The organism is Kordiimonas aquimaris (assembly GCF_025574485.1).
Taxonomy (GTDB): Bacteria; Pseudomonadota; Alphaproteobacteria; order Sphingomonadales; family Kordiimonadaceae; genus Kordiimonas; species Kordiimonas aquimaris.
The window spans coordinates 38492-64172 of sequence record NZ_JAOBPO010000002.1 but is presented as its reverse complement, the minus strand read 5'-3'; the positions used below and the strand labels follow the sequence as shown (position 1 = coordinate 64172).

The following is a 25681-nucleotide window of genomic DNA, read 5'->3' as shown; positions in this document are numbered from 1 at the left end:
TCTGTTGCCCCTTATTAGTCTTGCAAATTGAAGCTGAAACGATAACGGACGCCAGTAACTTCCTGACCCTTACCATTTACAACCTTCGGCTTATATTTGAACTTTGCAGCAGCTTTAATTGCTTCACGTTCAAAATAACCTTTAGGTTCCGCTTCGATCACAACAATTGAATCTCTTGGCACAGTACCATCTTCTGCAACTGTCAATTCAACGATAGCATATCCTTCAATGCCACGTTCCGCAGCACGACGAGGATATTGTGGTTGCACCCGCACAAGTGGCAGGTAATCACCATCAGAACTTGGTCCAAGATCAATTGATCCTAGATCAACACCTGCACCTGCATTAGCACGACCAATAGACAAATTAAGTTTATCTGGCCCTTGCACATCCAATTGTGGTGTTTCGATTTCCGGCGGTGGTGCTTCCACTTCCGGTGGCTTCTCAACTTCGCGCTCAAGGCGCTGTGGCGGCTGTTCATCAATATCCTGAATGATATCAACAAAACGCGCACGTGCGTTTTCATCCAAATTGACTTCGCCGTCACCCGCAACCAAGAAGTTCATCACGAGGAACAAACCAAAAGTTACGCCACCAGCCGCGGCCATAGATGTGGCTACTCGAGTAATCATTTACTTCAACTCCGTAGCAATTGCTATTTTGTCAACGCCGGCATCACGAATGGCGTCATACACTTTCATTACAAGAACCGCATCCGCTTCCTGATCACCCTGGATCGCTACAGAACCTTTAGGGTTTTCCGCATGCAATTTCTCAACCGCAGTACGCAGGGCATCAAGCTCTGTTTCCTCACGGTTAATGTAAACTTCGTCATCAGCTGTAACAGCGATCAAAATACTGACCTGCCCCTGTTGTACTGCAGTTTCCGCTTCTGGTTTTAAAACTGTGACACCAGAATCTTTCACGAACACCGCCGTTACGATGAAGAAGATCAACATGATGAACACGATGTCTAGCATCGGTGTCATGTTAATTTCAGTATCGTCTTCCTGTTGAGCGTGGTTACGCATTGTCTTCTCCAGTTAGCCTGCAAAAGCAGGCTTCGCCCCTCAAACAAAACAGGTACGTGTTCATCACGAACCCAAGACGGCGGGGCAATGAAGCCCCAAAGCCGTATTTATTTCTTCGGTGTCATCACAATCTTATCGTCAGCCAAACCTACGGCCTTGGCAGCATCGTAGATTCGGATAGACAAACCGAGGTGAGAACCTTCAGCAGCTTGAATCACAACCGGTGCTTTCGGGCGTTCAACACTTTCCTTTTTGATAATCGACGAAACTGACGAAATATCAATATTCAGAAAGTCATGACTAATCCGGTTTCCTTCATCAATGATGAATGCAATCGCACGCGTTTCATCATCTGGTGGCGGTGGATCGTTCTGAGTATTATTGTCCTCAGGCTTATTGATCTCAATGCCGGATTCCTTAGTGAAAGTAGCGGTAACAATGAAGAAAATAAGCATGATAAACACGATGTCGAGCATCGGCGTCATGTTTACTTCAGCTTCATCTTCGCCTTTCGAGAACTTACGCATTATTTAAATCTCCGTCCTCTGACCTAGTGGTCCATTGTCAAGCTATCTTCAAGGCGCTCGACCTCGCGTTTTGCTCGCCGTTCAATGTATGTGCTCAGGAAAACGCCCGAAAGCGCCGCAACCATACCTGCCATTGTAGGAATTGTTGCTTTCGAAACACCCGCAGCCATGGCGCGTGCATTCGAACTACCTTGTGATCCCATAACATCGAAAACTTCAATCATCCCGGTTACTGTCCCCAAAAGGCCAACAAGCGGACACAATGCAACAAGCGTTTTGATTAAACTCACACCCTGAAAAAGGTTATGATTAATCTCTGAAATCATCGCGGTGCGAATTTTATGCGCATACCATGATTTCCGCTCGCTGCGAGCTTCCCACGTTCCAATCACTCGATTCCGCTGTTTACGGTACTCAAGTGTGTAGAACCACATACGTTCAATTATAAGCACCCACATTATGAACGTGACCGCGAGGATCAGGAACAGGACGTTACCGCCCTGCTCCATGAACGCTCTGATCGCGTCGAATGCGTCATTAAGCGCTTGCATTCGCGTGCTCTTTCTCTGCGTGAACAGCAATAATGCCTGCAGACTGCTCTTCCAGAATGTGAATTACACCTTTCGAAGAACCTGACAGGAAGCTGTGCAACATCAGAGTTGGAATAGCGACAACAAGACCTTCAACCGTAGTCATAAGTGCTGCAGAAATACCACCAGCCATTTGTGTCGGATCACCCGCACCAAACAGCGTGATTGCCTGGAATGTTTCGATCATACCGGTAACAGTACCGAGAAGACCGAACAGCGGTGCCACAGCAGAAATCAATTTGATTACTGTCAGGAACCGTTCAAGCGCTGGCGTTTCTTTGAGAATGGCTTCATCAAGCTTCAACTCAAGCGTTTCAACGTCCACATTCCGGTTTTGGTCATATACTGCAAGTACACGGCCAAGCGGGTTGTTAACATTAGCTACCTCAGATTTAACCTGACGCTTCACTTTACCGCCTACAACAAACAAGTAGACCCACTGGAAGATTGCAAGCAACACACCGACAACACCAAGACCAAGCGTGATGTAACCAATTTCACCACCTTGCTCCAAACGTTCTTCAATAGTTGGCTTGTCTACTTCAAGATTCAGCAGCTGACCACGCGTAGGGTCAACACCGAGCGGAAGCATTCCTGAAGTCGCAGCCATAAATGGTGCAACCGTGCTTGTGAAACGACCAGATGGTTGACGCTGCAGCTCTGCAACTTCGCCGTCTGATTTCAACTGCAAGAATTTGCCGTCGCCAACAAGACCAAAATCACCGACACGGGCAATTGTCATCTGCTGTGTATTACCATCGTTCAACCGAACTTCGTGGTCAAACGTAACAACCTCGCCAGAACCGATCATTTCGATGATCATTTGAGCTGGCCAAGAGCGAATTTCTTGAAGTGTTGGCAACTCAGATGATTCTGATGCTTTAGAAACCAATATGTCGATTTCTTCCATGCGACCAGGATTGTCGATCGTTACATGAGATGTTGCGATAACAGAGCGCGCATCACCTGCAGCCTGCTGCAGCACACCAAACAACTCACTGAGCTGACCAAGGCGTTCACGCTGGATCTCAAGTTGGCGTGTAATTTCCGCTTCGTTGTTGCGGCGCGTTTCTTCGAGACGTGCACTTTCACGCTCAAGCTGCGCTTGAGTCTGACGCTCATTTGCCAAAAGCTGAGTTTGCTGATCGCGGCGCTGAATAAATTCAGCCTCACGAGCTTTATGCTCAGCGGTTTCTGTAACACGACCCTCACGCACCTTATTGAGTAGTGCACCCATGTCTGCATCTTGCGCAGAAACACCGGCTGTCATGCCAACTGCAAGAAGGGCAGCGGATGTAAGTAACTTCTTCATCTTAGTTTCCCTTCGGTGCTGAAATTGGAAGAACACTAACGTCTTGCTGTGTACGACGCAGAGCCATACGAACAAGCTGGCGAATAGAGCCAGTATATTCAGAGCCTAGAATATCCCAAGAGTTTGTCTCGGAATTCCAAGCAGCTGTTTCCGTAGTGTCTTTTGTTTGATAATAGAAACCAACACGGCCCAAACGCACAAAGTTAACTGTACGGCCATCTTCAAGCGCATCTTCATACGCGAAGAGAGTACGACCATATTGTACTTCAGCTTTATAAGCTTCTAGAACAACACGGAACCGCTCAGGGTCACTTACGTTCGGGTTATCCATCACATCACGCAATGAATCAACGCGCTCGTTACGCTCATCGAGCAGGAAGGGAATATCAGCTTTGATAAACTCATCCAGGTCATTAATCATATCCAACATCAAAGGCGTAATTTGCCGTTTGATCTCATCAATCTGACCAATGGAAGTTTTGATCTTCTCGATCTCTTCCACTTGCTTGGTGATAACGCGGTTTTGCTGAGCATTATATGCTCTCAATCCGGCGTTTGTTTTCAAAACAGCTCGGTAGTCATTGAAAATTGATGATGTTGTGTTCGCAATTCCATCAATTGTTTCCTGAGACGCCTGAGCGATTTTATTGGCTTCGTTCACCTCGTCTACAATCGACTTCAGGCGAGCATCTTGTGCATTAGCCACGGTTGCCCCTAGAAGGATCGAGGCGACCGCCGCTGTTGAGACAGCAATCCGTTTCACTTTAGCCTTATCCATTTTCTGCCCACATGGGTTTTAAAGTGCCGCTTAATCCCTGCAAGCAGGAACCATCACAGCTGTTTTAACTTCGCAAAGATTTGGAGAAATTTTTTACTCCGAACCCTTACCCCTAAATAAATTGGAAGGTAATCAACACAGCGATCTCCCCAAGACAAAAATGCCTAGTTTGACCATGTGTTATAAAACGGTTTTCCCGTACCTCTCCCAATTGTCCAAGTCATATGCGAATAAATCCGCCCCACCTCTGTTGTCATTTCCAATTGGCAATCAATTGCTGACAATCTCATTGTGTCAGTTTTGCAATTCTAAATTGCGTCCCTGACAAAGATAGGTGACCTAGCTCGGTGTCTATCATCCAAGAATCTTCTACGATTCCAAGCAAAAATTTTACTTTTCTTTTGTTGCCACTCTCAAAAGCCATATTTTTTGCGCCTTCAAGCAAGAAAAAAAGCTAAATACTTATGTAATAATATAACGAATTAATTACCAATGTCAAAAGAAATGCATGAAGATTCACGCACGCAATAATACTTACGCTGTAATGATTCTTCACAAGAGGATGAAATTGATAAAAACTGCGAAAATATCTAACGACTTCGACGTTGCTTCATCTCAAGAAGCACAGATAAAACGCCATGCCACTGATTTTCCGTGCTGATCTGGATTGCACCATCAAGACCCAAATGGCCAGAAAGTCGTTCGGCAAGAGAACGCATTTGGTCCGAAACATCGCTTGTTTTATAATCAACTTGCCGTTCAGTATTAGCGTTCAAAAAATTCATACATAGTCTCTTTTACTCATAAAAAACACGATGCCAATCGAAGCATCATTCGCAAACTATAAGATTAAGTAACAAAGAAAAAGTTAACGATCGCTGAACCGGATAATCTGGATTCGTACATCGTAGAGAGCTACAAATCAGACGAATCACAAAGAAAGCTGTCATGAAGAGAATCACACATGACACGCTAAGGGTACTAGAATACCACCAGAGGCATATAAACTTTAGATTAGTTTTGTGTACGTAGGTACAACCTCAACTTCGCGAAGGCCGCGAAGTGCATTTCCCAAATATACATGTTCAGCATTTAAAACGTCACTTAGTGACAATGCCCTTTCTTCTACTTTACGGGCCACATCATGATGTAATAGCGCTTCACGCAGCACGCCTGGTAACGCGCCGCATGAAAGCGGCGGCGTATACAGAATGCCATCATTCTCTATAAATACATTACTGATTGCACCTTCAGCGATGTTATTGCTGCCGTTCAAAAACAAAACATCTGCATAGCCGTTTTCATTTGCCCACACCGTTGCGCGGTCATATAGGGCGCGTGCTGTCGTTTTATAGCGGCGCATCCAGTCAGTCGCGCAAACAGCTTCACTAGCAAAACACACCTTCAGGCTTTTTGCTGGATCAGCCTCATCTATTACACTCGAACTAAATCTAAGGTTACCGTCTGGCTCAAGCAGCAAACGCACTCGCAATACTAGCGGCCCGGTATAACAGTCAGCAACACTTTCAAGGTATGCCGCTATTGCTGTTTGGATATGAAGACGGTCATAAACAAACCCTAAAGCATCAGCTGATCGTAATAATCGATCCATATGTAACGAGAGCAAGTTTATGTGCCCGTGTTCGGCACGCATGGTTTCGATCAACTGGAATGGAACCTGCTTCATCACAGCTTCAGCAAAGTCCGATTTTAACAAACATTCCTGAAATTCAGCCTCAGCATCACTGTCAGCAACTATGCCGCTACCTACTGCCAAACGGCCTGAGACATTGTGAGACGTTTCTTTGTCAGCATGCTTCATCACCATCGTCCTGATGGGCACACTAAAGCACCAGTTTATTGGTTTTTGTTGAACCGCAGGACTAAAGTGACCAATTGCTCCGCAATAAACACCACGCGCACCTTGCTCCAGTTCTGCAATAATCTCCATAGCGCGAATCTTGGGTGCGCCCGTAACCGAACCACACGGAAATAACGCCGCGAATAAGGTAGAAGGAGCCATCGTGTCTTCGCACTGTGCATGTACAGTTGATGTCATTTGATGCAAACTTGGAAAGGTCTCCACCGCAAACAGATCATCGACAGTAACTGTTCCCGTTTTAGCAACACGACTTAGATCGTTACGAATTAAATCTACAATCATCAGATTTTCTGCGCGAGACTTAGTGTCCAGCACCAACCCTTTCGCTGCATGTGTGTCTTGCTTTATATCAACACCTCGGGCAGCTGTGCCCTTCATCGGCTTGGCTTTTAATACGTCACCGAAGCGCTGGATAAACAATTCGGGTGACAACGACATGATTGTCTCTTGGCCCGTGTTAATATATGCGCCGTAAGCAACAGGCTGCGCAGAACGTAACGATTTATATAAAGACAATAATGACCCGCCGTAATAACAAGGTATGGGAAACGTATAATTCACCTGATAAACATCACCGGCTTCAATATAGGCTTTAATCGATGCAATGTTCTCAAGGTATGTATCTGCATGCGCCTGCTTTTGACCAAACGACATGCGCCCAGGTTCTGCGTTTTCTGTATCATCCAACAATTGCAACACGGCATCAGCATCCAGCGTATCGCGTGACCGCGTCACCATCATCCAAACCAGTGGTTCCTCGGGCAAGGACTTAATCACCTTCTTAACACGTGGCTCAAAGATGGCCGCACATTCATAAGCTACCCACCCCGCCACATACAAGCCCGCTGCTACTGCGGAATCGATTTCATCAAATGCTGAACGCACTTCTTCTAGGGTACGGGCACAAATAATGCGCTCGGGGCTATGAAACAAATAAGCTTTCCCGTCAGCCTGCTGCTGATTGTCATCCAGAAGAACAAAAGGCTCTATTGTCTGCGGAAGAGTCAAAACACACTCCATCTGATGTGCCCGGTTGATGGTTGTCGCCGTTATGAAGCAGTGCCTGTATGCCGTCAAGCTAGCGCAAACTTGAAGAGCTAAAGCTGTCTTATATGATATGAAGCATTCTGAAATGGAAAGCGTTTATGGCCAGTATTTTTTCACATGTATTAATACCTGTCGCAGCACGTATGGGGTTGGGAAGCAGCACCGTTTCCAATCGTTTGCTTTTAATAGCTGCCTTAGCCAGCATTATACCAGATGCAGATGTTATTGCTTTTGCTTACGGTATTCCATACGGCGACGCGCTTGGCCATAGGGGCTTTACCCACTCAATTACTTTCGCTCTTTTATGTGGTTTGGCAACCGCGGTATTTGCTGAGCAACTGAACACCAGTAAGAAGACGGCGTTCATACTTGTTTTTATATCTACAATTTCACACGGGTTATTAGATAGCCTGACAAATGGTGGATTGGGTATCGCTTTTTTCTGGCCACTGGACAACGCACGTTATTTTCTACCCTGGCACCCAATCGAGGTTTCTCCTATCGGGATACGCAACTTTTTCACAGCGCGCGGCCTCACCGTATTGCGTTCAGAGTTTGTTTGGGTTTTTGTGCCGGCATTTGTCAGTGTCATTATATTACGTGTTTTTTTAAACCGCCCACAAACAGATCAGACATAAATGGCCCGCCAGCAACCGAGGTAATGTTACTGACGGGCACGGGGCTGCAAGATTACCTGCGAGGTATAGTTAATCTTGCAAAAACGGATCTGAAAATTTCGGATCCGTCAGGAAAGTTTCGTCTGTTAAGGTTTCCAGAAATGCAACCAGGTCAGCTTTTTGCCCTGCAGACAGATTGAGACGTCGTGGCGTACCATCATTATTACGTAACCGATTTGATAAATTGGGGTTGTCCTGCACATCATCACTATAAAAGTCGACAACATCTGCAAGCGTTGCAAAGCGCCCATCATGCATAAACGGACCACCAACAGATGAATTTCTTAATGATGGTGCTTTAAATCGCTGATTACCTGCACCTTGGTCTCCAGTTGTACCAATATCCAAACCATTATTGTGTACATTGTCACTAACGTGAGCACTGGTTGAATGACAGCTATCACAATTACCGCGTCCTCTGAAAAGGTCAAAACCTCTTTGCTCCTGTGCGGTAAATACAAGGTCAAAGTTATTGGGGTTACCACTTGCCGCAATATAAGCTTCATCAAACTTTGACTGATATGTCGTCAACGACCTTACGAATTGGGAAAGCGCCAATGACACCCGGTTCGATGTAACTTGATCATCGCCAAAAGCATCTTCAAATAATGGTCCGTAATAATCGATATCTATCAGTTTTGCTTCAAGTTGCGTAAGTGTTAGTCCCATCTCTACGCTATCTTGAATAGGCTGTAGCACCTGCTGTTCAAGTGTCGCTGCACGCTCGTCCCAGAAGAAACGACCACGTTGATAATAACGCGCATTTCCAAGTCGCATGGAATGCCGTCCGGTTTCACCGCCCTCAAACCCAATGCTCAATACAGCCGTGTCACTAAATCCGTTTTCCTGCACATGGCACGATGCACAGGCAACCGTGTCGTTAGCAGACAAGCTTTTGTCATAAAACAACACACGACCAAGCGTGGCTCCTGCATCAGTAATCGGGTTATTGTTCGGCGTATTATCTGTTCTATCCACATTACCCAAATTTGCGTTTGGGTTGGTGAAATGATCAGGCAGGTCCTGATCGGCATAATTAAACGGTGTATCAGGTAGGCTGGGCCCTGTTAACGCTGCTGTTGCAGGGTTAATCGTAATCAGAAAATTATCCGATGCACTGGCGCCGTTGCCATCACTCGCTGTTATTGTAACGACAATCGTATCAGCGATTGTAGGTGTGCCACTGATCTCACCGCCAGTTGCAGTTAACCCCGTATCTGTAAGATCAAAGGTCACTGAATACGCTAATGTGTCACCATCACTGTCGCTAAATGTTGTACCGTTTTGCGTTGCGTCAAAGGTGAAAGCAACACCTTCAGTCGCCGTTTGGTCAGGCACCTGTATATTAACAACTGGTGCATTATTCGTCGCTGGTACCGTTGTTGGTGTGGTCGTTGTTGCGGGTGTGCTACTGTCTCCATTACACGCTACAAGCACCAAAGCCAGCACAGCAGCAGTACCCCTCTTTATCTGTTGTGCCACTTTTATCTTATGCCCCGTCAATAATACCATTTTCACTTTCCTCATTGCACACATCAACCCCGCTCAATGCACGTTATGAATATGGTACGCAGGTCGAAATTGTTTCCCTTCGAAAAAAGGCATCCGCAAATGCGAATGCCTTAAAAACCAAACTGAATTATAGCTCTACCTCACTTACATGAGGCCGTACCCTTTCAACAAACCCGCAACACTGGCAACGAGAATAGAAAGCAGTGTCAGTAAAGTACCAACAAACCTGTATGGATTGCGGCCTTCAAACTTACCAAATGTTAAACCGTGCATATAACGACCTACAACAAACGCAACCGCGATACCCATCACAAGATACCAACTCACCCGGCTGTATTCCAAGAGGCCAATCAGGATCAGGCCAAGCGGTGCAAATTCAGTAAAATTACCATGTGCCCGCACTGCGATCAGCAGTTCCTCGTCATCGCCTGTTCCCAAATCAATTTTGGAGCGCCCTCTGTTTTTAGCAACACCCATGGTTAGATAAATCATCAACAAGCCCAAAAAGCTTGCCGATATTAAAGTGATGGTCATATTCTTCCTCCCTTAAAGAATGTATGCATTTAACTGTGATGAGATTTGATGTGCGGGTCAAGCATCCAAAAATGTATATGTAAGCTTACAAACTCAAACACTACGGCTAAAGGCAGAAAAATGCGCGATAAGTTTCAAGACTGGAATCTGTACCACAAATCAATTGTTGTGCTGATGGCGGCTATTGGTTTTGGCTTGCTTGTGCGTGCTATTCTTGTCTTCGACACAGCCTTTGAGGTCAAAAGTGATGCGATCATCAATGCAGACATAGCGACAACATGGCTTTGGATTTCAGATGATAAAAACCGCAGCCGCTGGCAAGCAGAAATGGTTGATCTGGTTCGCTTAACAGGAAACACGTCTGAAGTAGATTCAACGCGCCTTGCTTTTTGGCAGCGCGGTAAAAACCGCTGGCAATCAACCGAACGCACCAACGGCATCATCCCTGAACGTGCCCTCAGCCTGATCCAACAGTCTGATATCGACAAGCGCTGGCTCAACCTGTCACTCGAAGTCATTGCCCCGTGTCAGACGCGTTTGACGATCGAAGAAATTATCGAACCAACATCATACAGCGATCGTTTCTGGTTCTTCAAAAATAGAAGTGTCCACGACACAAGGTTGGAAATATCTTTCAAATCACTAAATAAATGGATGGAAACAGCGTCAAGCTGCAAGCCCAACATACCTTAAAAAATAGACTCTGGAGGTTTAGATGCCAATATCACTCACATTACTTGCAGGTATAGGTCTGCTATATATTGTCTTCGGTATGCTTTCCGGTGGTCGGCGCAGTAAAACAAAAACATCACTGGGTGCAGGCAGCGACCCTGCCATGGTTAAAGCATTTCGTGCACACGCAAACCTCACAGAATGGGCCCCTATTGCCGTCATGCTGATTGCTGGCATGGAGTACTTAGAGGCGCCAAAAATATTGGTTGCTTCACTTGCCGGCGTTTATTTTGCTGCCAGAATATTACATTCAACCGGCATCCTGATTGAAGGCGACAAGCCACATATCTTTCGGCCTATCGGTGCGCTAGGCGGCACTATTGTTATCGCATGGGCAACAATCTACGTCGCATTAAACGCAGGGTTGCTCTAGCAAAGTTTAAATTAAAGACTAACCGGTATGCCGGTTAGCTCACGTCATAATCAGTGAACTCCCATTCACCAATGCGCTCTATTTCAGCCATAAACAGATTTTCTGCTGCAACGATCGCTTCTTCATCGCTATCAGCCTCTACATCTGTAACCCAGTAAAACTCACCTTTGGAAAGTGTTGTTTTCAACGTGACGTGCTTACGTGCCATTACCAGATAGTCCTCAAATTGCTTCATTCTAGGAAAACGATCCGTGGTCTAGCATGAAGCAAATCGCCCCGCAAATATTTGTAGAAACGTTTATCCATTGACGAGTAAATCTAAATCGACTATCCCTACGCCCCAACACAAAAGAGAGATCCAATGAATAATTGTTCGACATATATCAGCACGCTACCGACCGGCTCTCAAGCCTCGGTTACAGCTGTAGCTGTATGCTCGAACGACATGGATTTGATTTAACCTTCCCTCTTTGTCCCATCCGAGCCCTTTTTCGACGCTCGGATATCTTCCCTAAATTCCGTGGCGTTTATCAAAACACTGATACGGAACTTTTATAATGACGATATTAGAAACGGGCCAAAGCCCGCAAAAAGTAATTTTACCTGACAATTGGCAGGACGAAGCCCGTAGTTTGCTCTCGCTGGGTATACCTATGGCGCTTACTCAGTTAGCAGCATTCGCTGTCTACACCGTTGATGTCCTGATGATCGGGCGCATCTCGCCAGAAGATCTGGCAGCAGCCTCGCTTGGTACCGTGATTTATTTCGCGCTCTGGATGGTTGGTGCTGGACCAGTTATGGCGGTGTCACCACTGGTAAGCCAAGCTCTTGGTGCAGACCAAAATGACACACGTGATGTTCGCCGGTCGGTGCGCATGGCGCTTTGGGTTATTTTTCTTATGTTTCCAGTGGTTTTTGGCGCGCTGTTGCTCACTGAACCAATCGCCTTGGCGCTTGGACAAGATGCCGGCGTTTCAGCAAAGGCTGCCAATTATGTGCTTGCACTTGCTGTTGGCTGGCCCTTTGCTTTGGCGACAATGGCACTGCGAAACTTTCTTGCCGCACTCGGCAAAACCAAGGTGCCTTTGGTGTTGGTGGTTGTCACTACGCTCATCAATGCTGGCTTGAACTATGTGCTGATCTTCGGACACTTTGGTGTTCCTCGTTTGGAACTGGTGGGAGCAGGCATTGCCTCTTCCATGTCTTACACAATCGGTTTCTTTTTGTTTGTCGCTTACATTGCAATCGACAAGCAAGGCAAGACATTCGATTTGTTCCAACATTTCTGGAGATCAGACTGGGTTCGCTTCCGTGAGGTCGTGTCTCTTGGGTGGCCCATTAGCATGACGACCATTTTTGAAGGCATGTTATTTAATACTGCCGTTATTTTGATGGGCTTAATCGGTATTATGGAAGTGGCGGCCTACCAAATTTCGATAAATGTTGTCGCCCTCGCCTTCATGTTGCCCTGGGGCATTTCCATGGCGGGCGCTGTCAGGGTTGGTCTGGCAGAAGGGGCTGGGAACAGGAATGCCGTTCAACGGTCTGCGACAGTTACCATGGTTGCAGCCATTCTCTCGGTTATTGCGCTTGCACTTATCCTTGCGCTCTTCCCCAACGGCGTGGCGGCCTTTTATCTGGACACTGAGGACCCAGCAAACGCACCGGTTATTAAGCTGGTTCTGTTGTTCTTGCCTATTGCCGCTGCTTTCATGGTTTTTGATGCGGCACAGGTTGCTGCAAACCAGGTGCTGCGCGGGTTAAAAGACGTGCAGTGGCCGATGTATCTTTGCGGCGTTAGCTATTGGCTAATCGGCTTTCCTGTTGCGGCGATACTCGGTGCCTCTTCTTTAGGTGCCGTGGGTATTTGGTACGGCCTAACGGCTGGGCTGATTGCAGCCACCATCCTTCTGGGTGGCCGATTATGGTGGTTAGCCTGGCTTAAAAAAACCTAGCAAAAAACTGTCGGCTGCACGCTATAGCGTGCGGCCGATTAACTCCTTCATGATTTCTGACGTACCGCCATATATGCGCTGTACGCGTGCATCTGTGAAATGGTGCGCAATTTCATATTCCGACATAAAGCCGTAGCCACCATGTAATTGAACACATGTGTCTACTACGCGCCCTTGCATTTCAGTGGTCCATAACTTGGACATGGCACCACCAGCTGCATCCAGTTCCCCTTTGATATGGCGTGAAAGGCATTGGTCAACAAAAGCCCAGCCAACTTCAATTTCAGTTTTCATTTCTGCCATTTTGAAGCGGGTGTTTTGAAAATTCATGATCGGCTTGCCGAAAGCCTCACGCTGTTTGACATAATCAAGTGTGATGTCATAAGCGCGCTGAGCACCAGACATGGCAATAAACCCAATTGAAAGACGCTCCTGCGGTAATTGCTGCATCAAATACATAAACCCGGCACCTTCATGGCCAATGATATTGGTAGCTGGCACCCGCACTTCATCAAAAAACAATTCAGATGTATCAGAAGAATGTTGGCCTATTTTATCCAGATTGCGCCCTCGACGGAAACCTTCACGGTCCGCTTCTACTACAATCAGGCTAACACCTTTTGATCCCGCGCTTTTGTCTGTTTTGCAGGCAACAATAACAAAATCACAGTTTTGACCGTTGGAAATAAATGTCTTCGAACCGTTTACAACATAATGATTTCCATCCATCACAGCGGTTGTGCGCATTCCTTGAAGATCACTGCCGGTTCCCGGCTCAGTCATTGCGATTGCACCAACCATTTCGCCCGTCGCCATTCTGGGCAGAATGCGCTCCTTGAGGTCGTCAGAACCATAATCCAGCAAATAAGGCGCAACTATATCTGAATGCACAGCAATGGCCGCACCGCCTGCACGATTGTATATTTGTTCTTCATTAATAATACAGTTGAAGCGGTAATCACCACCAACACCGCCGTATTCTTCCGGTAACTGCGGACATAAAAGACCGGCTTCACCCAGCTTATTCCAAAACTCGCGCGGCACTTTACCTGCATCACTCCAGCTCTTCGCATGCGGTACAGCTTCTGCTTCAAAAAACTTTCTAACTGCATCCCTGAATATATGGTGTTCTTCATCGTATATCGCGCGCTGAGCCAGCATGGTTGGATCCCCGTTTAATAAGTCAGCATTTAAAATTGCCGAGACTTACCTTGAAGATGTATTCAATTCTCTGCAAGTCAAATTTTATGGACTGGTGAGTCCATTATTATACAAAACCAAAAAACATAAAAAAAGAGAGGAACAAAAGTTCCTCTCATCGGATGCTGGATAACCATTGTGATCCAACGATTAACGACTTTGACGCGATCGGCGGAATTCACGAATAGCCTCGTTCAACGCCAACTGCAAATCCCGACGCTCGTTATGCAAATCAGACAAATCGTCTTGCCGGCGTGCTTTTTGCTCTTTCGTCATAAACGCAGCAACCTTAAGCCCGTTCTGATCCATGCACGCAATGTATGCGTCAACTTTGTCCGAGTATGCGAGCACTTCATCACGGGCCGTGCGAATAGTAGCTGCCGTTAAAGCTTCGCCTGTTGGAATTTTTGGCATATCCAATGGCTGCTCACCGCAATCTGCTGCTATAACAGGTGAAAGCGTAGACGATGTCGCCCACAAAAACACCGCGGCTGCAGTCTTTACATATGTTTTCATGTCGTCACTCCACGTACTGGGTCTTGGTTAGTTGCTTCGGTCATCATGTCATTTCTTCATGAACTGTTGATGAACCGGGAACTGTAAGACATTTTACTCAAAAGTTATCAATTGGCAATTCCATGTTTATGCCATCAAGAACAGGACGGCGTAAACATGTGTAACAGGCTGTTATTTTTTGGCTGCAGGTTTCTTTGCGGCGGCTTTTTTAGGAGCGGCTTTCTTGGCTGACGCCTTCTTTGGGGCAGGCTTCTTGGCTGGTGCTTTTTTTGCTGCAGCTTTAGCCGCAGGTTTCTTTGCAGCAGCCTTCTTAGGTGCCGTTTTTTTGGCTGGCGCTTTTTTCTCTTCACCCGCAACAGATCCGCCATCAGGCGCAGCAGAAAATGCATTCGTATTTGCATCCTGTGCACTTGCTGCCTGAGCCGCCTTTTGCGCTTCAAGCGCTTTTTGGCGCGCTTCATCATCAGCTTTTGCAAGATCAGGGAACAGCTGACGGTAAACATTGTTCACGCGACCAGCAACGTCTGACATAGCATCGGCTAGTGCCTTCACGTTATAACCAACGCCGCGGTAATAGAAAATATGTGCCGTTGGGTCATATGCCCGGAAGATACAATTATCAGGCGTATTCCCATCACCGATGGCCTTGGGGTTTCCAACAAAGTCAAATAACACCTGTTCGCCTTTAGTGCCGGCAATCCACTCATCTGTTTTTTCGTCTGTGCGTTCCCACATCTCAGCAAGGCGACGATCATTAAGTGCATGCTTTTCAGGTAGCTGCAGTACTTTCCGCAGGCTCTCGCCGCGCCCACGCGCACGCGCTCGTGTTGGCCACAACATTGCAGACATCTGACTTGCTGGCATCATAATCATTTGGCTAGCAAACAAAATACCCGGCCCTGCCTGGCTCGCCAAAGCTTGGTTGAAAAGATTAAATGAAGCTTCAACATTAATGCACTGGTTGCGCAACTCGTTGATATAAATTGCAAGTGTATTGTTATCCATGTGGGTCGCTACTCTGTTAATTAACTTTGGTCAGAATGGGCAGCCTGTCATCACTATATTGTTTCGCGCAAGCTTGTCATTCCTATACCCCGCGAGCGATAGCATAAGGTTGCCGCGCATTCTAGTCAGGATTTTAGAATGCGCATATAAGATTGGGAAGGTGACCTCATTTCTTTCAAGTTCGCGTGTATTCAAGCAAAGAACACGCGTTTTACTGGTTTTTTGACTGAATTTGCGCTATGTATCCGGTGGGTAATAAATGGGTGCCATCATGGCAGAAACAAATGTTGTAGCAGGCGCACGTCCTGCCGCAGGCAATAACGGAAGCATACTCACCGCCGGTGTGAGTGGTAGCGCACGCGTTGCTGCCGTGCGTCCCGCTAGCCCAGTTGGTACAAGCTTAGCCTTTTCACAAGCCCTTAATTTACCGCCGAAGTCATCTGACTCAAATTTGAACGAAGAGCCCGTTACCCTTAGAGCTGGGTCAGGTATGCTATCAAAAGATGTTCAGTTTTTATTGGCTGAGACGCGTATGCAAGAAGAACAAGCAACCATACCGGCTCCTTCAAATATTGGCCGCGCAATTGATAGCTACGCGCAGACTCAAGCACGTGTACGCGAGACCATTGGCGCGGTACGCCTTGCTTCACGGCCAGCAAACCTTCAACAACAAAATACTACTGAAAATATAGAAGCCGCAGCTTAACTAATAGCCCTGCTTAGCGGATAGGTGATGTTAGGATTTTTATCCAGCGTGATACACGTTCAACATGATCACTGCGGTTACTATCACCAATCGGCTGCCTGCTGTATATCGCTGCCGTAGATGTATAAGCATCCAAACTGATAATCTTAACCGTTACAACAGCAGGAAAAGTTTCACCGGGCAAACGCTCCGTAAAGTCAAATTGACTAGCTGGTAGGTTAAAACGGAAGGTCTTGATGGTTGGATTACTGTCAGAAAAGTCTGCAAACAATTGACGCAGCCGTCCTGCATCCATTTGAAAAATTGGTGATGGCCCGTCTGGTTGGGCCTTTTCACATAATTCAGGTGAACATAAAAGATAACCGTTATCGGCATCGCTATATTCTAAAGTACGGAAATCAACAACAGGCAATGAACCTTCATTGTCTCCGAACAGCTCTTCTCCACCACCAACCTGAACAAACAGGTAAAGACCTACTAGCCCCAACAAAACAATCATGCTGAGGCCAACGACGATGGAGCGAAATCTATCAAGCATCATCGAGGCCTTATCATTAACCGAGAATTGAACCCAGCTGCAGCGCCAGGCTCATATCGCCTTCAACACGTATCTTACCAGTCATAAACGCCATTTGCGGATTGAGGTCACCTTGAGCGATTTTCAAAAAGTTCTCGATTGAAACTTTCACGGTACAATCAGCATCGCTATTTTCGTTGTCGATGACAGTAGGTGATGACTTACCATCGATGCGCACGATACCATCGTCCCCAAAATCAAACTTAATGATGGCAGATATCGGCGAATGAGCGCCAACACGGCTGCGCATTTCTTCGGTAATTTGTTCCAAGTTCATAGTGATCTCCGTTAACGATAATCATGTGTATCGGTGCAATGGGAATGAATAATGGCGCGGCGCGACATTAAATCAATCTTAATTTTTATCTTTTTTACGCAACTTACCCAGAATATCGCCAACACCCTTTTCAAGCTTGCCTCGCGCATCATTGGCAATGTCTTTAATGTTGTCGGGCATTTGCGCATTGATCAGTACTTTGGCGATTTGCGGCTGTAACGTATCCATAACATGTCGTGCGATTTCCCTCGGAGACAAGCCTTTTTCGTCCGTACCTAAATTGGATAAATTAAAATCAGCAAGTGTGACGTTTTCATTCACGGCAAGTAATCCGTCTTTGGAAACAGCTATCTGCGGCGCCTTAACCGCCAGGCTGCGAATGGTTAGCGTCAATGCTTCTCCTGCCACCGTTTCTTCTGCTCCACCCGAATATGTTTCCAATCGTTTTTGCAGCGCTTCAAAATTGGACTGGTTACCAATCATCCGCGCATCAATCAGCGGCTGATCGATAACAATTTCATCAACAATAATATGGTCATTCATCAGTGTGCTGGTTTCTACGGCCATTTTGAAATCACCGACTTTCATCATTGGGCCATCGCCAAACCCTTCAGGCTGACCAATCAAAAGGTCTGTAATCTGAACTTCACCGGTTAATGGTGAAATATTAACACTGCCTACTGTTACATCAACCTGCAGCGCTTCAGGGCCTGCTGTCTCAACACCTACTTTGATAACAGAATTTAACTGTGTGTATACAACGCCGCCCACGACAATAATTATGAGCAAGAGTCCAAAAAACAGTTTCTTCACCAACATTCTCCCTGAAGTTAACTTACTGCAATAACGCCAGCATGTTAGACACCTGTAACAACAAACGCTATTACAAAAGTCTTAACCTTATTCGCACAATATGCCAGCATGATCTAATTATAGCCTGAATTGTATGAAGTGTTTGAGGCAGTTCTGAGGCATAAGATTAAACATGCCCCTATAGGCATAACTGGATCAAGGCATGAAGCAGAGGCGCAGCTTGCATGAATAATGTTACACAATTTCTTCTCTTACTGTCATACGCAGTTATCGGCATGGCTACGGCTTTGTTCTTGCCACTTGCGGGTGTCGCAACCACAACAGCGCACCTGTTAGGCGTTCTTGTTTTTATCGGAACATGGCAAATACAGCTTTCTTTCTTTGGCAACAAAAAAAGTCAGATAGACCCCATTGATTTGCACCGGCTAGAGGAAACCGAGAAGCTAGCCCTAAGCTTGCGGGACGACGTTGCTGAACTACAAGATTTGATGGCAGAACAATCGCAAAAAGGTGAACAGAAAGACAAGAAACTCGTTTCCGAACTGAAGGTACTACAAGAGTATCTCGTTATGGTGATGCAGAAAGAAACTAAGGGCGGCAAAGCCAGCAAGAAAGTAACAAAAGAACCTGCACCAGTGCCTGACCTCTCGACCCAAGAAGAGGAAATGGAAGACAGCAATACTGAAGATCAATTCACGGCTGAAGATCTTGAAGAATTGGGACTAACGCCGGAAGAAGCTGCCATGGCTATCATCGACGAAGGCACAGACGAAGTTTCACAAGCAGAACCGGAGAGGACTCATGAAAGCCATGAAGCTATAGGCGAAACCACAGAGTCTGTAACCACCGATACGCAGACAAAGCCTTCTGACCGACCACGACAAGCAACAAAAACAAAATCACCGGACAAAAAGCACGCCGCCCCACCTGCAGATGAAAAGCCTTCACCGCGTACGCCGGTCACCAAGAAAAAAGCACCGATTAGATTGATCAAGCGAGAAGATCAACTGTTATCAGTTGTGAAAAACTCCCTGTCGGAAAACCGCGTAGATCTATATTTGCAGCCTATCGTTTCTCTGCCGGCACGCAAAACCGAACACTATGAATGTTTTTCACGTGTGCGCGATGAAGAAGGCCGGATCGTATTACCGCGTCAATATATGAAAATAGCTGAAACCAAAGGCTTAATTGGCACAATTGATAACTTGTTACTGTTCCGCCTCATTCAGCTTATCCGCCGCCTTGGCCGCCGAAAACCAAGCATCAAATTCTTTTGCAACATGTCACGCTACTCCATGTCTGATAATCAATTCTTCCCGCAGTTTGTTGATTTCATGGCATCAAACAGCGAATTTGCTGAGCGACTGGTGTTTGAAATTTCTCAGGAAGATTATCTGACCTTGGAGGAAGATGTACTTGAACGCCTGTCTACTTTGGGGCGCAAAGGTTTTGGCTTTTCTATGGATATGGTAACAGATTTTGACCAAGACTTTGTCTATTTAAGCGAGCAGCATTTCCAATTTATAAAAGCTGATCTGAAAGACATTATGGCATCAAGTCTGGAACCTGGCGACATTGATGAGCAACGCACCTTCCTCGAACGCAATGGTATTCAGTTGATTGCAAGCCGTATTGAAAATGAAGAAATGGTAATCACGACACTCGATAATCAAATCGAGCTTGCACAAGGATACTTATTCGGTGAACCACTTGCCGCCAACGATATGAATGATGATCTTTAAGAATGACATTGTCTAATGTACGGGTAATTAATGGCCTTAGCGCCATTCAAGATACAACACGTATGGTCATATGCGACCTTTGGGGTGTTATGCATGACGGTGTTGTCGCGCATCCCGAGGCTGTCGATGCAATAAATCATGCACGCAGAGCCGGTATTAAAACAGTTTTCCTCTCCAATGCACCGCGGCCGCGCAGCCATGTACGTGCCATGTTAACAGATATGGATATTCCTGAAACACTCACAGACCACATCGTTACATCTGGTGGCCTAGCACGTGATGCAATACGTAACCGCTTCAAACGAAAACGCCTATACCACCTTGGCCCCGACAGTGATCACAATACGATTGAAGGGTTACCGGTTGAACATACCGACACACCAGATAATGCAGACCTTATTCTAGCGACGGGATTAGATTTCAATGATGTGGAAAGCCACCGTGAATTCATGGCAGAAGCATGTAAACGCAGCGTACCATTTTTATGCGCGAACCCCGACCGTGTTGTTCATGTCGGAGAACGACTTTTTATTTGTGCAGGTGCTGTTGCAGATATCTATGCTGATATGGGCGGCCACGTTGAATGGTTTGGCAAACCCACTGCAGCATCACTTAGAGCATGCCTTAAAGAGTGTAATATTCCTGAAAAATCGATACGCGGCAACAACATCATAATGGTCGGTGATAGCTTGCAAACCGACGTTGCAGGCGCACACGCAGCGGGATTTAATAGCCTTTTTATCGCTGGAGGCATCCACCGCGAAGAATGGCCACAGGTAGCGAACAAAGCACGAAACCATGTACTATCTGAAACTGATTTCCAGGCAATATTCGGCGAGCACAAGCCCATGCCAAATTTCATGTCTAGAACATTCAGGTGGTGATAAAAGTTACAAGATTAGATTAACTGGTTGAACAAGAACCCGAAGCTTAACCAAACAATGCATCGATATCGTCCTGGCTAACTTCTGCGCCTTCAGGCAAATCCGCTTCTTTTTTTGTTTCTTTTGCTTCTGCAGGTTCAGTTTCTTCTATATCAACCTTCTTGGCAGCCTCTTTTTCAGCATGTTCTGCAACAGGATCATAATCCTCATCGAACATAGCATCCAGCACAGCCGCTTTCACCGCTTTAGGTGGTTCTGGTGCTGGTGGTGGTGAAGGGGGAGGTGCTGGTTTAGCAGCCTCTGGCGGAGGAGCTGCAGGCGCTGCTGGTTCTGGCTCAGGTTGACTTTCAACCGCTTTTGCTTCCGAAGCCTTACCGCCCATCAATTGATCAACTTCGCTCTGGTCGATGCCTTCCCCGTCTAGTGCAGGACCGGATAAAAGAGCATCATCACCAACAGGCTGATCATCATCCATTGCTTTTTCAATGTCAGCTTCAGTGATTCCCATCAAATTACGAAGTTCAAGCACCCGCTCTTCAATATGCGCCAGTGTTTCAACTACTTTCGAGATGCGCTGACCCGTAATATCCTGGAAAGAACATGCCTCAAAAATACGCATAACCGCATCTTGAGTTGTTGCCTGATAGGCTTCATGGTCAGCAGTATCCGCCCCCATGATCTCTTCTGCAGCTTCCATGATGGTATTGGTTGCTTCTTCAGTTTGTTGGACAATCGCGTCCAATTCCAAACCGGCACGCGGTATGCGGGCACTTTCCAGATCAATAGGCTGCAAAGAAGCAATTTCCTTGCGGGCATTGACTATATAATCGCTTAGTGCACGGCACTCCCGATAGATCGATGTGTCGATAGACTTATAAAATGCATTCATGGTGCCGATCAGCACCTCAGTCACAGACGCTACTTCGGTAAGCGACATCTGTGCCGTGTCTTGCGCGCGCAAATTATCGACCAGCAGTTCGATCTGTTTGGAAAGACCGTTACCCACAATTAGAACTCCCCGACAACGGCAACCAATTTCTGTTTTAATGTCGCAGCGTTAAAAGGCTTGACGATGTAGTTATTCACACCGGCTTTCTTTGCGGCGATAACATTGTCGGTTTTCGACTCCGCGGTCACCATAATAAACGGTGTATCTTTAAGCTGATTGTCAGCACGTACCTCTTTCAGGAATTCATAACCTGTCATTGGTTCCATATTCCAATCAGAGATGATCAATCCGTATGGTTTAGCGCGAGACTTTTCCAGTGCCATTGCACCATCTGTCGCTTCATCAACATTATTAAAACCTAGCTGCTTCAACAAATTGCGCACAATCCGCAACATTGTTTTGTAGTCGTCGACGATTAGGATCGGCATATCCATATCAACGGCCATATTTCTACCTCAAATCTTTAATTTCAATATACTTACCAGAGCTTAAATTGCATATACTGCTCTCATACGCCCTGAAGGGACACTATCCCCCATCTGGTGAAGAATTGGTTAATCTAAAATCGAAGAATTTTCAAAACTTCATCTACGACAGAGCATAACAGGTACAATTTGCCTTAAAAGGTATTAAATGTTATCTGCTGCCAAAATGTTGACCTAAACAAGGTGCCTACACATTGTACGGCAACTAGAAACAAGAGAACAACGACCTGTGCGCGTTTTCCGAAGCCCAACTGAATATACTCAAAAAGACCGCGGTGCCGTTGTAGCACTGGGTAATTTTGACGGCTTTCATCGCGGGCACCAGGTTGTGATTGGAGAAGCCGGAAGATTAGCTCGGCAGATGGGGTTAAATTTAACAGTCATCGTTATGGAACCGCACCCTGTTAGCTTCTTTGCTCCAGATAAACCGCCATTTCGCCTCACACCCCATCAGGAACGTGCGTCATTACTCGAATCATTCGGGGTAGACCAATTACTGGTACTGAACTTTGATAAAACCTTGGCAGGCATGCCTGCACAAGATTTTGTGAAAGATATTCTGGTAGATGCTGTTGGCGCAAAACATGTCTGTGTTGGTTACGATTATCGTTTTGGACGCGGACGCGGCGGCGGCACTGATGTGCTTGGCTGGATGGGAGATATGGAAGGCTTTGGCCTGTCAGTAATTGAGCCTGTTACACTCGGTGTTGAAGGTTATGCCGGCGATGTATACTCATCCACATTAGTACGTAGCGCGATTCGCGAAGGCGAAGTACGCAAAGCCGCCGCTTTACTTGGTCACTGGTGGACACTTAGCGGTATCGTTACCGAAGGCGACAAACGCGGACGCACCATTGGCTTTCCAACAGCAAACATTGAACCCGGCGAAAGCCTGATGCCAGCACTCGGTGTTTACGCTGTGCGCGTTAGCATCGACGGTGAAAATACTTTTTACAACGGCGTTGCCAATATCGGAAAGAGACCAACCTTTGATAAACGTGATATCTTAACGGAAGTTCATCTTTTCGATTTCAATGATGATATTTACGGCAAAGATGTTCGCGTTCAACTTGTATGCTTTTTGAGACCCGAACAAAAATTCGATGGTATAGATGCGTTGAAAAATCAGATCATTACTGACTGTGCAACGGCGAAAACGGTGCTATCAGACCCTGAAAACGGGGCAAAAAGGCTGGAATTGCCAACGCTTGAAAAATACTTAGCGACCCATCCTGTATCAGGCACTGAGCACCCATAAGCTATATTACTTACCGCAATAATTTCTCTTGCATTCAATGTCGTTCGCTCTGACAATCTAGCGCTCCGCAATGCAATGCCATCAGGATCTGTATTTTGAAGCACTTTATAGCTGCTCTGCTCATTCTTTATACTGCTGCTATGTGTAATACCGCAGTGGCTCAAAAAGACACGCTAAAAGTTATCACATACACTGACTTCCCTCCATTCGTAACAAATGAACTTCCCGGCGGCGGTATTATAAACGAAATTGTTAAAGCAAGTTTTGCGGCGGCTGACATAGAGTTGGAAATTGAATTCATTCCGTGGAAAAGGTCATACCGAGCCATTGCACGCGGCGAATTTCTGGCATCATTTTCGTGGGCGTATAGTGATGATCGCGCAAAAGATTTTCATTTTTCCGACCCACTGTTTGTAGTGACCAATCGCTTGCTGACTACATTACCTGAGCTAAGTAGTTGGGAAATGTTAGCGCAAGAACACACATCAGACGATTTAATCATTCTATGTGCACCCATTGGATGGAAAATTGCGGAAGAGCTGGAGGCACTCATTGACAAGAACTTCATTACCCTAATGGCACCTAGTCGCCCTCAATCCTGTATAGAATTGATACATGCCGGTAGAACAGACCTTATTTACATGCCTCAAATTACGGCGACTTACCACTTAAACAGCGCAAAAAAGCAAGATACCGCACATCCAGACCGGCCATGGCCAACCATCAACAGCGTTGACATACCCAGCGGCAACAATAATACCCAGCATGTGATTTTCACAAAAAACGCTGAAGGTCTATCATACAAGAAACGTTTTGACACAGGCCTCAGGAAGATTGTAGCAGATGGCACATATGCTGAAATACTACTACGCTTTCTATCAAATGTGCCTGAAGCAGAGCGATTGCGTATTATGCAAGACCAACGAGATGCAGACATCATTCCAGCAATTGAATAGACTATAAACATAACTGTTAGATTTAACCGAGGACACTATGGAATTATTGTTGGACTACCAACTGTGGGTCAGTTTTCTCACACTAACCTCACTTGAGATTATCCTCGGTATCGACAATGTTGTATTCATCGCTTTGCTGGTTCAGAACTTACCTGATGAAACTCGAGAAAAAGCTCGAATAACAGGCTTGGCGCTTGCTCTCATTATGCGCATCGCGCTGCTTCTTGGCGTTGCCTGGATTATAAGCTTAAGCGAGCCATGGCTTACTATTTTCGGGCAAGAATTATCAGGCAAGGATATTTTGATGCTGCTGGGTGGTGGCTTTTTAATTTACAAGGGCACCAACAGTATCCACGACGAAGTAACTGGTGATTTCAAAGAAGAAGCTGCCAATAAAAAGCTCACCAGTTTCACAGGCGTTGTGGTGCAGGTTGTCTTTATCGATATTATCTTCTCGTTTGATAGCGTCATGACTGCCGTTGGTTTGACCAAGATTATCCCGGTGATCATCGCTGCCATGTCAGTTGCTATGCTGGTGATGATGTTCTCCAGCGGCTACATCGCTCGTTTCATAGAGCGCTTCCCAACGTTGAAAGTACTTGCACTCGCGTTTATCATGCTCATCGGTGTATTTTTGGTGGCGGAAGGCCTCGGTTTCCATGTGCCAAAAGGGTATATCTACTTCGCAATGTCCTTTTCCTTGGGCGTTGAAGTACTCAATCTTTTGTCCCGCAAACGACGCAAGGCAAAAGCTGATAAAGCACAGAAATAGAACAGGTAATCTTCGTCATGAAAGCACATATATTGCGGCTGATTATGTTCACGGCAATGCTTTTTGCGGGTACAACAGTAATGCAGACTCATGCTTCTAATGATAACCAAGAAGAGGTCGTGCGCGGCCTTATGAGTTCTTGGCTTGCGGCATACAATACGAAAGACATTGATGCCTTGATGTCACTTTATAGCGACAAAATCTATTATGCTAATAATGGAAATAACCTGGTTCGTGATACGCAAACGATTCGCCAAAACTATAGCCACCAATTTGATAGCGGATCAAAAACAACTATAGATTTTGCAGAAGAATTAATCACCGTCGGGGAAAAATTGGCCCACATCGCTGGCAAATACCGCGTTAATATTCCGCAGGCTGACGGCAGCAAGCAAAACGCATATGGCCGTGTTCTACTCATTTTCGAAAAACAAGACGAACAGTGGAAACTTATTGTTGATTTCGACAATACCGGACGTGACGCCGCCTTAGGCCCGTTCAATGATTAAACACTGAAATCAGGGTTAAAATAACAATTAGAAAGACAGTCTCAATATGTAGTTTTATCTATATATTAACAATTCGCTGTCT

At 46.0% G+C, this 25681-nt stretch carries 30 protein-coding genes; 11 read left to right on the top strand and 19 right to left on the bottom strand.

The features are described from left to right. Positions 1 to 14: 14 nt before the first annotated feature. The 8 genes from OEU88_RS06060 to pabB all read right to left on the bottom strand — a co-directional run bounded on the left by OEU88_RS06060 (position 15) and on the right by pabB (position 7128). On the bottom strand, positions 15 to 632 hold the full coding sequence (locus OEU88_RS06060) for an energy transducer TonB (protein ID WP_262694235.1): 618 nt from the start codon (positions 630 to 632) through the stop codon (positions 15 to 17). Beyond that, positions 633 to 1031 (bottom strand): ExbD/TolR family protein, encoded by a 399-nt coding sequence (locus OEU88_RS06055; RefSeq protein WP_262694234.1) that lies wholly within the window; start codon positions 1029 to 1031, stop codon positions 633 to 635. A gap of 107 nt (positions 1032 to 1138) precedes the next feature. After that, positions 1139 to 1558 (bottom strand): ExbD/TolR family protein, encoded by a 420-nt coding sequence (locus OEU88_RS06050; RefSeq protein WP_262694233.1) that lies wholly within the window; start codon positions 1556 to 1558, stop codon positions 1139 to 1141. A gap of 23 nt (positions 1559 to 1581) precedes the next feature. Next, positions 1582 to 2109, bottom strand: a complete 528-nt coding sequence (locus OEU88_RS06045; protein ID WP_262694232.1) for a MotA/TolQ/ExbB proton channel family protein — start codon at positions 2107 to 2109, stop codon at positions 1582 to 1584. Next, a complete protein-coding gene (locus OEU88_RS06040; RefSeq protein WP_262694231.1) occupies positions 2096 to 3460 on the bottom strand; it encodes a MotA/TolQ/ExbB proton channel family protein in 1365 nt (454 codons plus the stop codon). Before OEU88_RS06040 ends, OEU88_RS06045 begins: the two co-directional genes overlap by 14 nt. 1 nt (position 3461) lies before the next feature. Continuing rightward, complete coding sequence (locus OEU88_RS06035) at positions 3462 to 4238, bottom strand: DUF3450 domain-containing protein (RefSeq protein WP_262694230.1); 777 nt, start codon at positions 4236 to 4238, stop codon at positions 3462 to 3464. Positions 4239 to 4828: 590 nt separating this feature from the next. After that, complete coding sequence (locus tag OEU88_RS06030) at positions 4829 to 5023, bottom strand: hypothetical protein (RefSeq protein WP_262694229.1); 195 nt, start codon at positions 5021 to 5023, stop codon at positions 4829 to 4831. Positions 5024 to 5247: 224 nt separating this feature from the next. Beyond that, on the bottom strand, positions 5248 to 7128 hold the full coding sequence (gene pabB, locus OEU88_RS06025; RefSeq protein WP_262694228.1) for an aminodeoxychorismate synthase component I: 1881 nt from the start codon (positions 7126 to 7128) through the stop codon (positions 5248 to 5250). A 137-nt stretch (positions 7129 to 7265) separates the two neighbouring features. Here pabB and OEU88_RS06020 point away from each other — a divergent pair, with 137 nt between their 5' ends. After that, positions 7266 to 7805, top strand: coding sequence for a metal-dependent hydrolase (locus OEU88_RS06020; RefSeq protein ID WP_262694227.1), 540 nt, complete (start codon positions 7266 to 7268; stop codon positions 7803 to 7805). Positions 7806 to 7874: 69 nt separating this feature from the next. Here OEU88_RS06020 and OEU88_RS06015 read toward each other — a convergent pair whose 3' ends face one another. Beyond that, positions 7875 to 9356: a cytochrome c peroxidase gene (locus OEU88_RS06015; protein WP_262694226.1), complete on the bottom strand. Its 1482-nt coding sequence runs from the start codon at positions 9354 to 9356 to the stop codon at positions 7875 to 7877. 144 nt (positions 9357 to 9500) lie between these two features. Beyond that, on the bottom strand, positions 9501 to 9890 hold the full coding sequence (locus tag OEU88_RS06010; RefSeq protein WP_262694225.1) for an MAPEG family protein: 390 nt from the start codon (positions 9888 to 9890) through the stop codon (positions 9501 to 9503). A gap of 120 nt (positions 9891 to 10010) precedes the next feature. Here OEU88_RS06010 and OEU88_RS06005 point away from each other — a divergent pair, with 120 nt between their 5' ends. Both OEU88_RS06005 and OEU88_RS06000 read left to right on the top strand, forming a co-directional pair. Further along, the gene (locus OEU88_RS06005) at positions 10011 to 10583 is read left to right on the top strand and encodes an SRPBCC family protein (RefSeq protein ID WP_262694224.1); all 573 of its coding nucleotides are present in this window, start codon (positions 10011 to 10013) and stop codon (positions 10581 to 10583) included. Between the two features lie 22 nt (positions 10584 to 10605). Then, on the top strand, positions 10606 to 10995 hold the full coding sequence (locus OEU88_RS06000; RefSeq protein WP_262694223.1) for an MAPEG family protein: 390 nt from the start codon (positions 10606 to 10608) through the stop codon (positions 10993 to 10995). Between the two features lie 34 nt (positions 10996 to 11029). On the opposite strand, the gene OEU88_RS05995 is transcribed toward OEU88_RS06000, so the two are convergent. Continuing rightward, entirely contained in the window at positions 11030 to 11203 is a 174-nt protein-coding gene (locus OEU88_RS05995) for a hypothetical protein (protein ID WP_262694222.1), read from the bottom strand. A 349-nt stretch (positions 11204 to 11552) separates the two neighbouring features. On the opposite strand from OEU88_RS05995, the gene OEU88_RS05990 reads away from it, so the two are divergent. Further along, positions 11553 to 12950: an MATE family efflux transporter gene (locus OEU88_RS05990; protein ID WP_262694221.1), complete on the top strand. Its 1398-nt coding sequence runs from the start codon at positions 11553 to 11555 to the stop codon at positions 12948 to 12950. 21 nt (positions 12951 to 12971) lie between these two features. Here OEU88_RS05990 and OEU88_RS05985 read toward each other — a convergent pair whose 3' ends face one another. The 3 genes from OEU88_RS05985 to OEU88_RS05975 form a co-directional block, all read right to left on the bottom strand. Continuing rightward, positions 12972 to 14108 (bottom strand): acyl-CoA dehydrogenase family protein, encoded by a 1137-nt coding sequence (locus tag OEU88_RS05985; RefSeq protein ID WP_394805238.1) that lies wholly within the window; start codon positions 14106 to 14108, stop codon positions 12972 to 12974. Positions 14109 to 14300: 192 nt separating this feature from the next. Beyond that, the gene (locus OEU88_RS05980; protein WP_262694219.1) at positions 14301 to 14666 is read right to left on the bottom strand and encodes a hypothetical protein; all 366 of its coding nucleotides are present in this window, start codon (positions 14664 to 14666) and stop codon (positions 14301 to 14303) included. 171 nt (positions 14667 to 14837) lie between these two features. After that, positions 14838 to 15671 (bottom strand): hypothetical protein, encoded by an 834-nt coding sequence (locus tag OEU88_RS05975; protein ID WP_262694218.1) that lies wholly within the window; start codon positions 15669 to 15671, stop codon positions 14838 to 14840. Between the two features lie 271 nt (positions 15672 to 15942). Between OEU88_RS05975 and OEU88_RS05970 the strand changes: the two genes are divergently transcribed. Further along, positions 15943 to 16377, top strand: a complete 435-nt coding sequence (locus OEU88_RS05970; RefSeq protein WP_262694217.1) for a hypothetical protein — start codon at positions 15943 to 15945, stop codon at positions 16375 to 16377. Positions 16378 to 16390: 13 nt separating this feature from the next. Here the strand turns inward: OEU88_RS05970 and OEU88_RS05965 are convergent, their stop codons facing one another. From OEU88_RS05965 to OEU88_RS05955, 3 genes are all read right to left on the bottom strand, one after another. Next, the gene (locus OEU88_RS05965; protein ID WP_262694216.1) at positions 16391 to 16915 is read right to left on the bottom strand and encodes a hypothetical protein; all 525 of its coding nucleotides are present in this window, start codon (positions 16913 to 16915) and stop codon (positions 16391 to 16393) included. Between the two features lie 16 nt (positions 16916 to 16931). Further along, entirely contained in the window at positions 16932 to 17231 is a 300-nt protein-coding gene (locus OEU88_RS05960; RefSeq protein ID WP_262694215.1) for an SCP2 sterol-binding domain-containing protein, read from the bottom strand. A gap of 78 nt (positions 17232 to 17309) precedes the next feature. Next, on the bottom strand, positions 17310 to 18044 hold the full coding sequence (locus OEU88_RS05955; RefSeq protein ID WP_262694214.1) for a DUF748 domain-containing protein: 735 nt from the start codon (positions 18042 to 18044) through the stop codon (positions 17310 to 17312). Positions 18045 to 18268: 224 nt separating this feature from the next. Between OEU88_RS05955 and OEU88_RS05950 the strand changes: the two genes are divergently transcribed. Next, the gene (locus OEU88_RS05950; protein ID WP_262694213.1) at positions 18269 to 19786 is read left to right on the top strand and encodes an EAL domain-containing protein; all 1518 of its coding nucleotides are present in this window, start codon (positions 18269 to 18271) and stop codon (positions 19784 to 19786) included. Positions 19787 to 19788: 2 nt separating this feature from the next. Beyond that, the gene (locus tag OEU88_RS05945) at positions 19789 to 20670 is read left to right on the top strand and encodes a TIGR01459 family HAD-type hydrolase (protein WP_262694212.1); all 882 of its coding nucleotides are present in this window, start codon (positions 19789 to 19791) and stop codon (positions 20668 to 20670) included. A gap of 46 nt (positions 20671 to 20716) precedes the next feature. On the opposite strand, the gene OEU88_RS05940 is transcribed toward OEU88_RS05945, so the two are convergent. Beyond that, positions 20717 to 21676: a protein phosphatase CheZ gene (locus tag OEU88_RS05940; RefSeq protein ID WP_262694211.1), complete on the bottom strand. Its 960-nt coding sequence runs from the start codon at positions 21674 to 21676 to the stop codon at positions 20717 to 20719. 2 nt (positions 21677 to 21678) lie between these two features. Beyond that, positions 21679 to 22065: a response regulator gene (locus OEU88_RS05935; RefSeq protein WP_262694210.1), complete on the bottom strand. Its 387-nt coding sequence runs from the start codon at positions 22063 to 22065 to the stop codon at positions 21679 to 21681. 268 nt (positions 22066 to 22333) lie between these two features. Between OEU88_RS05935 and OEU88_RS05930 the strand changes: the two genes are divergently transcribed. The 4 genes from OEU88_RS05930 (at position 22334) to OEU88_RS05915 (ending at position 25599) form a co-directional block, all read left to right on the top strand. Continuing rightward, complete coding sequence (locus tag OEU88_RS05930) at positions 22334 to 23362, top strand: bifunctional riboflavin kinase/FAD synthetase (RefSeq protein WP_262694209.1); 1029 nt, start codon at positions 22334 to 22336, stop codon at positions 23360 to 23362. Positions 23363 to 23457: 95 nt separating this feature from the next. Next, positions 23458 to 24318, top strand: coding sequence for a substrate-binding periplasmic protein (locus OEU88_RS05925; RefSeq protein WP_262694208.1), 861 nt, complete (start codon positions 23458 to 23460; stop codon positions 24316 to 24318). A 49-nt stretch (positions 24319 to 24367) separates the two neighbouring features. Next, a complete protein-coding gene (locus tag OEU88_RS05920) occupies positions 24368 to 25090 on the top strand; it encodes a TerC family protein (RefSeq protein ID WP_262694207.1) in 723 nt (240 codons plus the stop codon). A gap of 17 nt (positions 25091 to 25107) precedes the next feature. Further along, complete coding sequence (locus OEU88_RS05915) at positions 25108 to 25599, top strand: YybH family protein (protein ID WP_262694206.1); 492 nt, start codon at positions 25108 to 25110, stop codon at positions 25597 to 25599. Positions 25600 to 25681 lie beyond the last annotated feature (82 nt).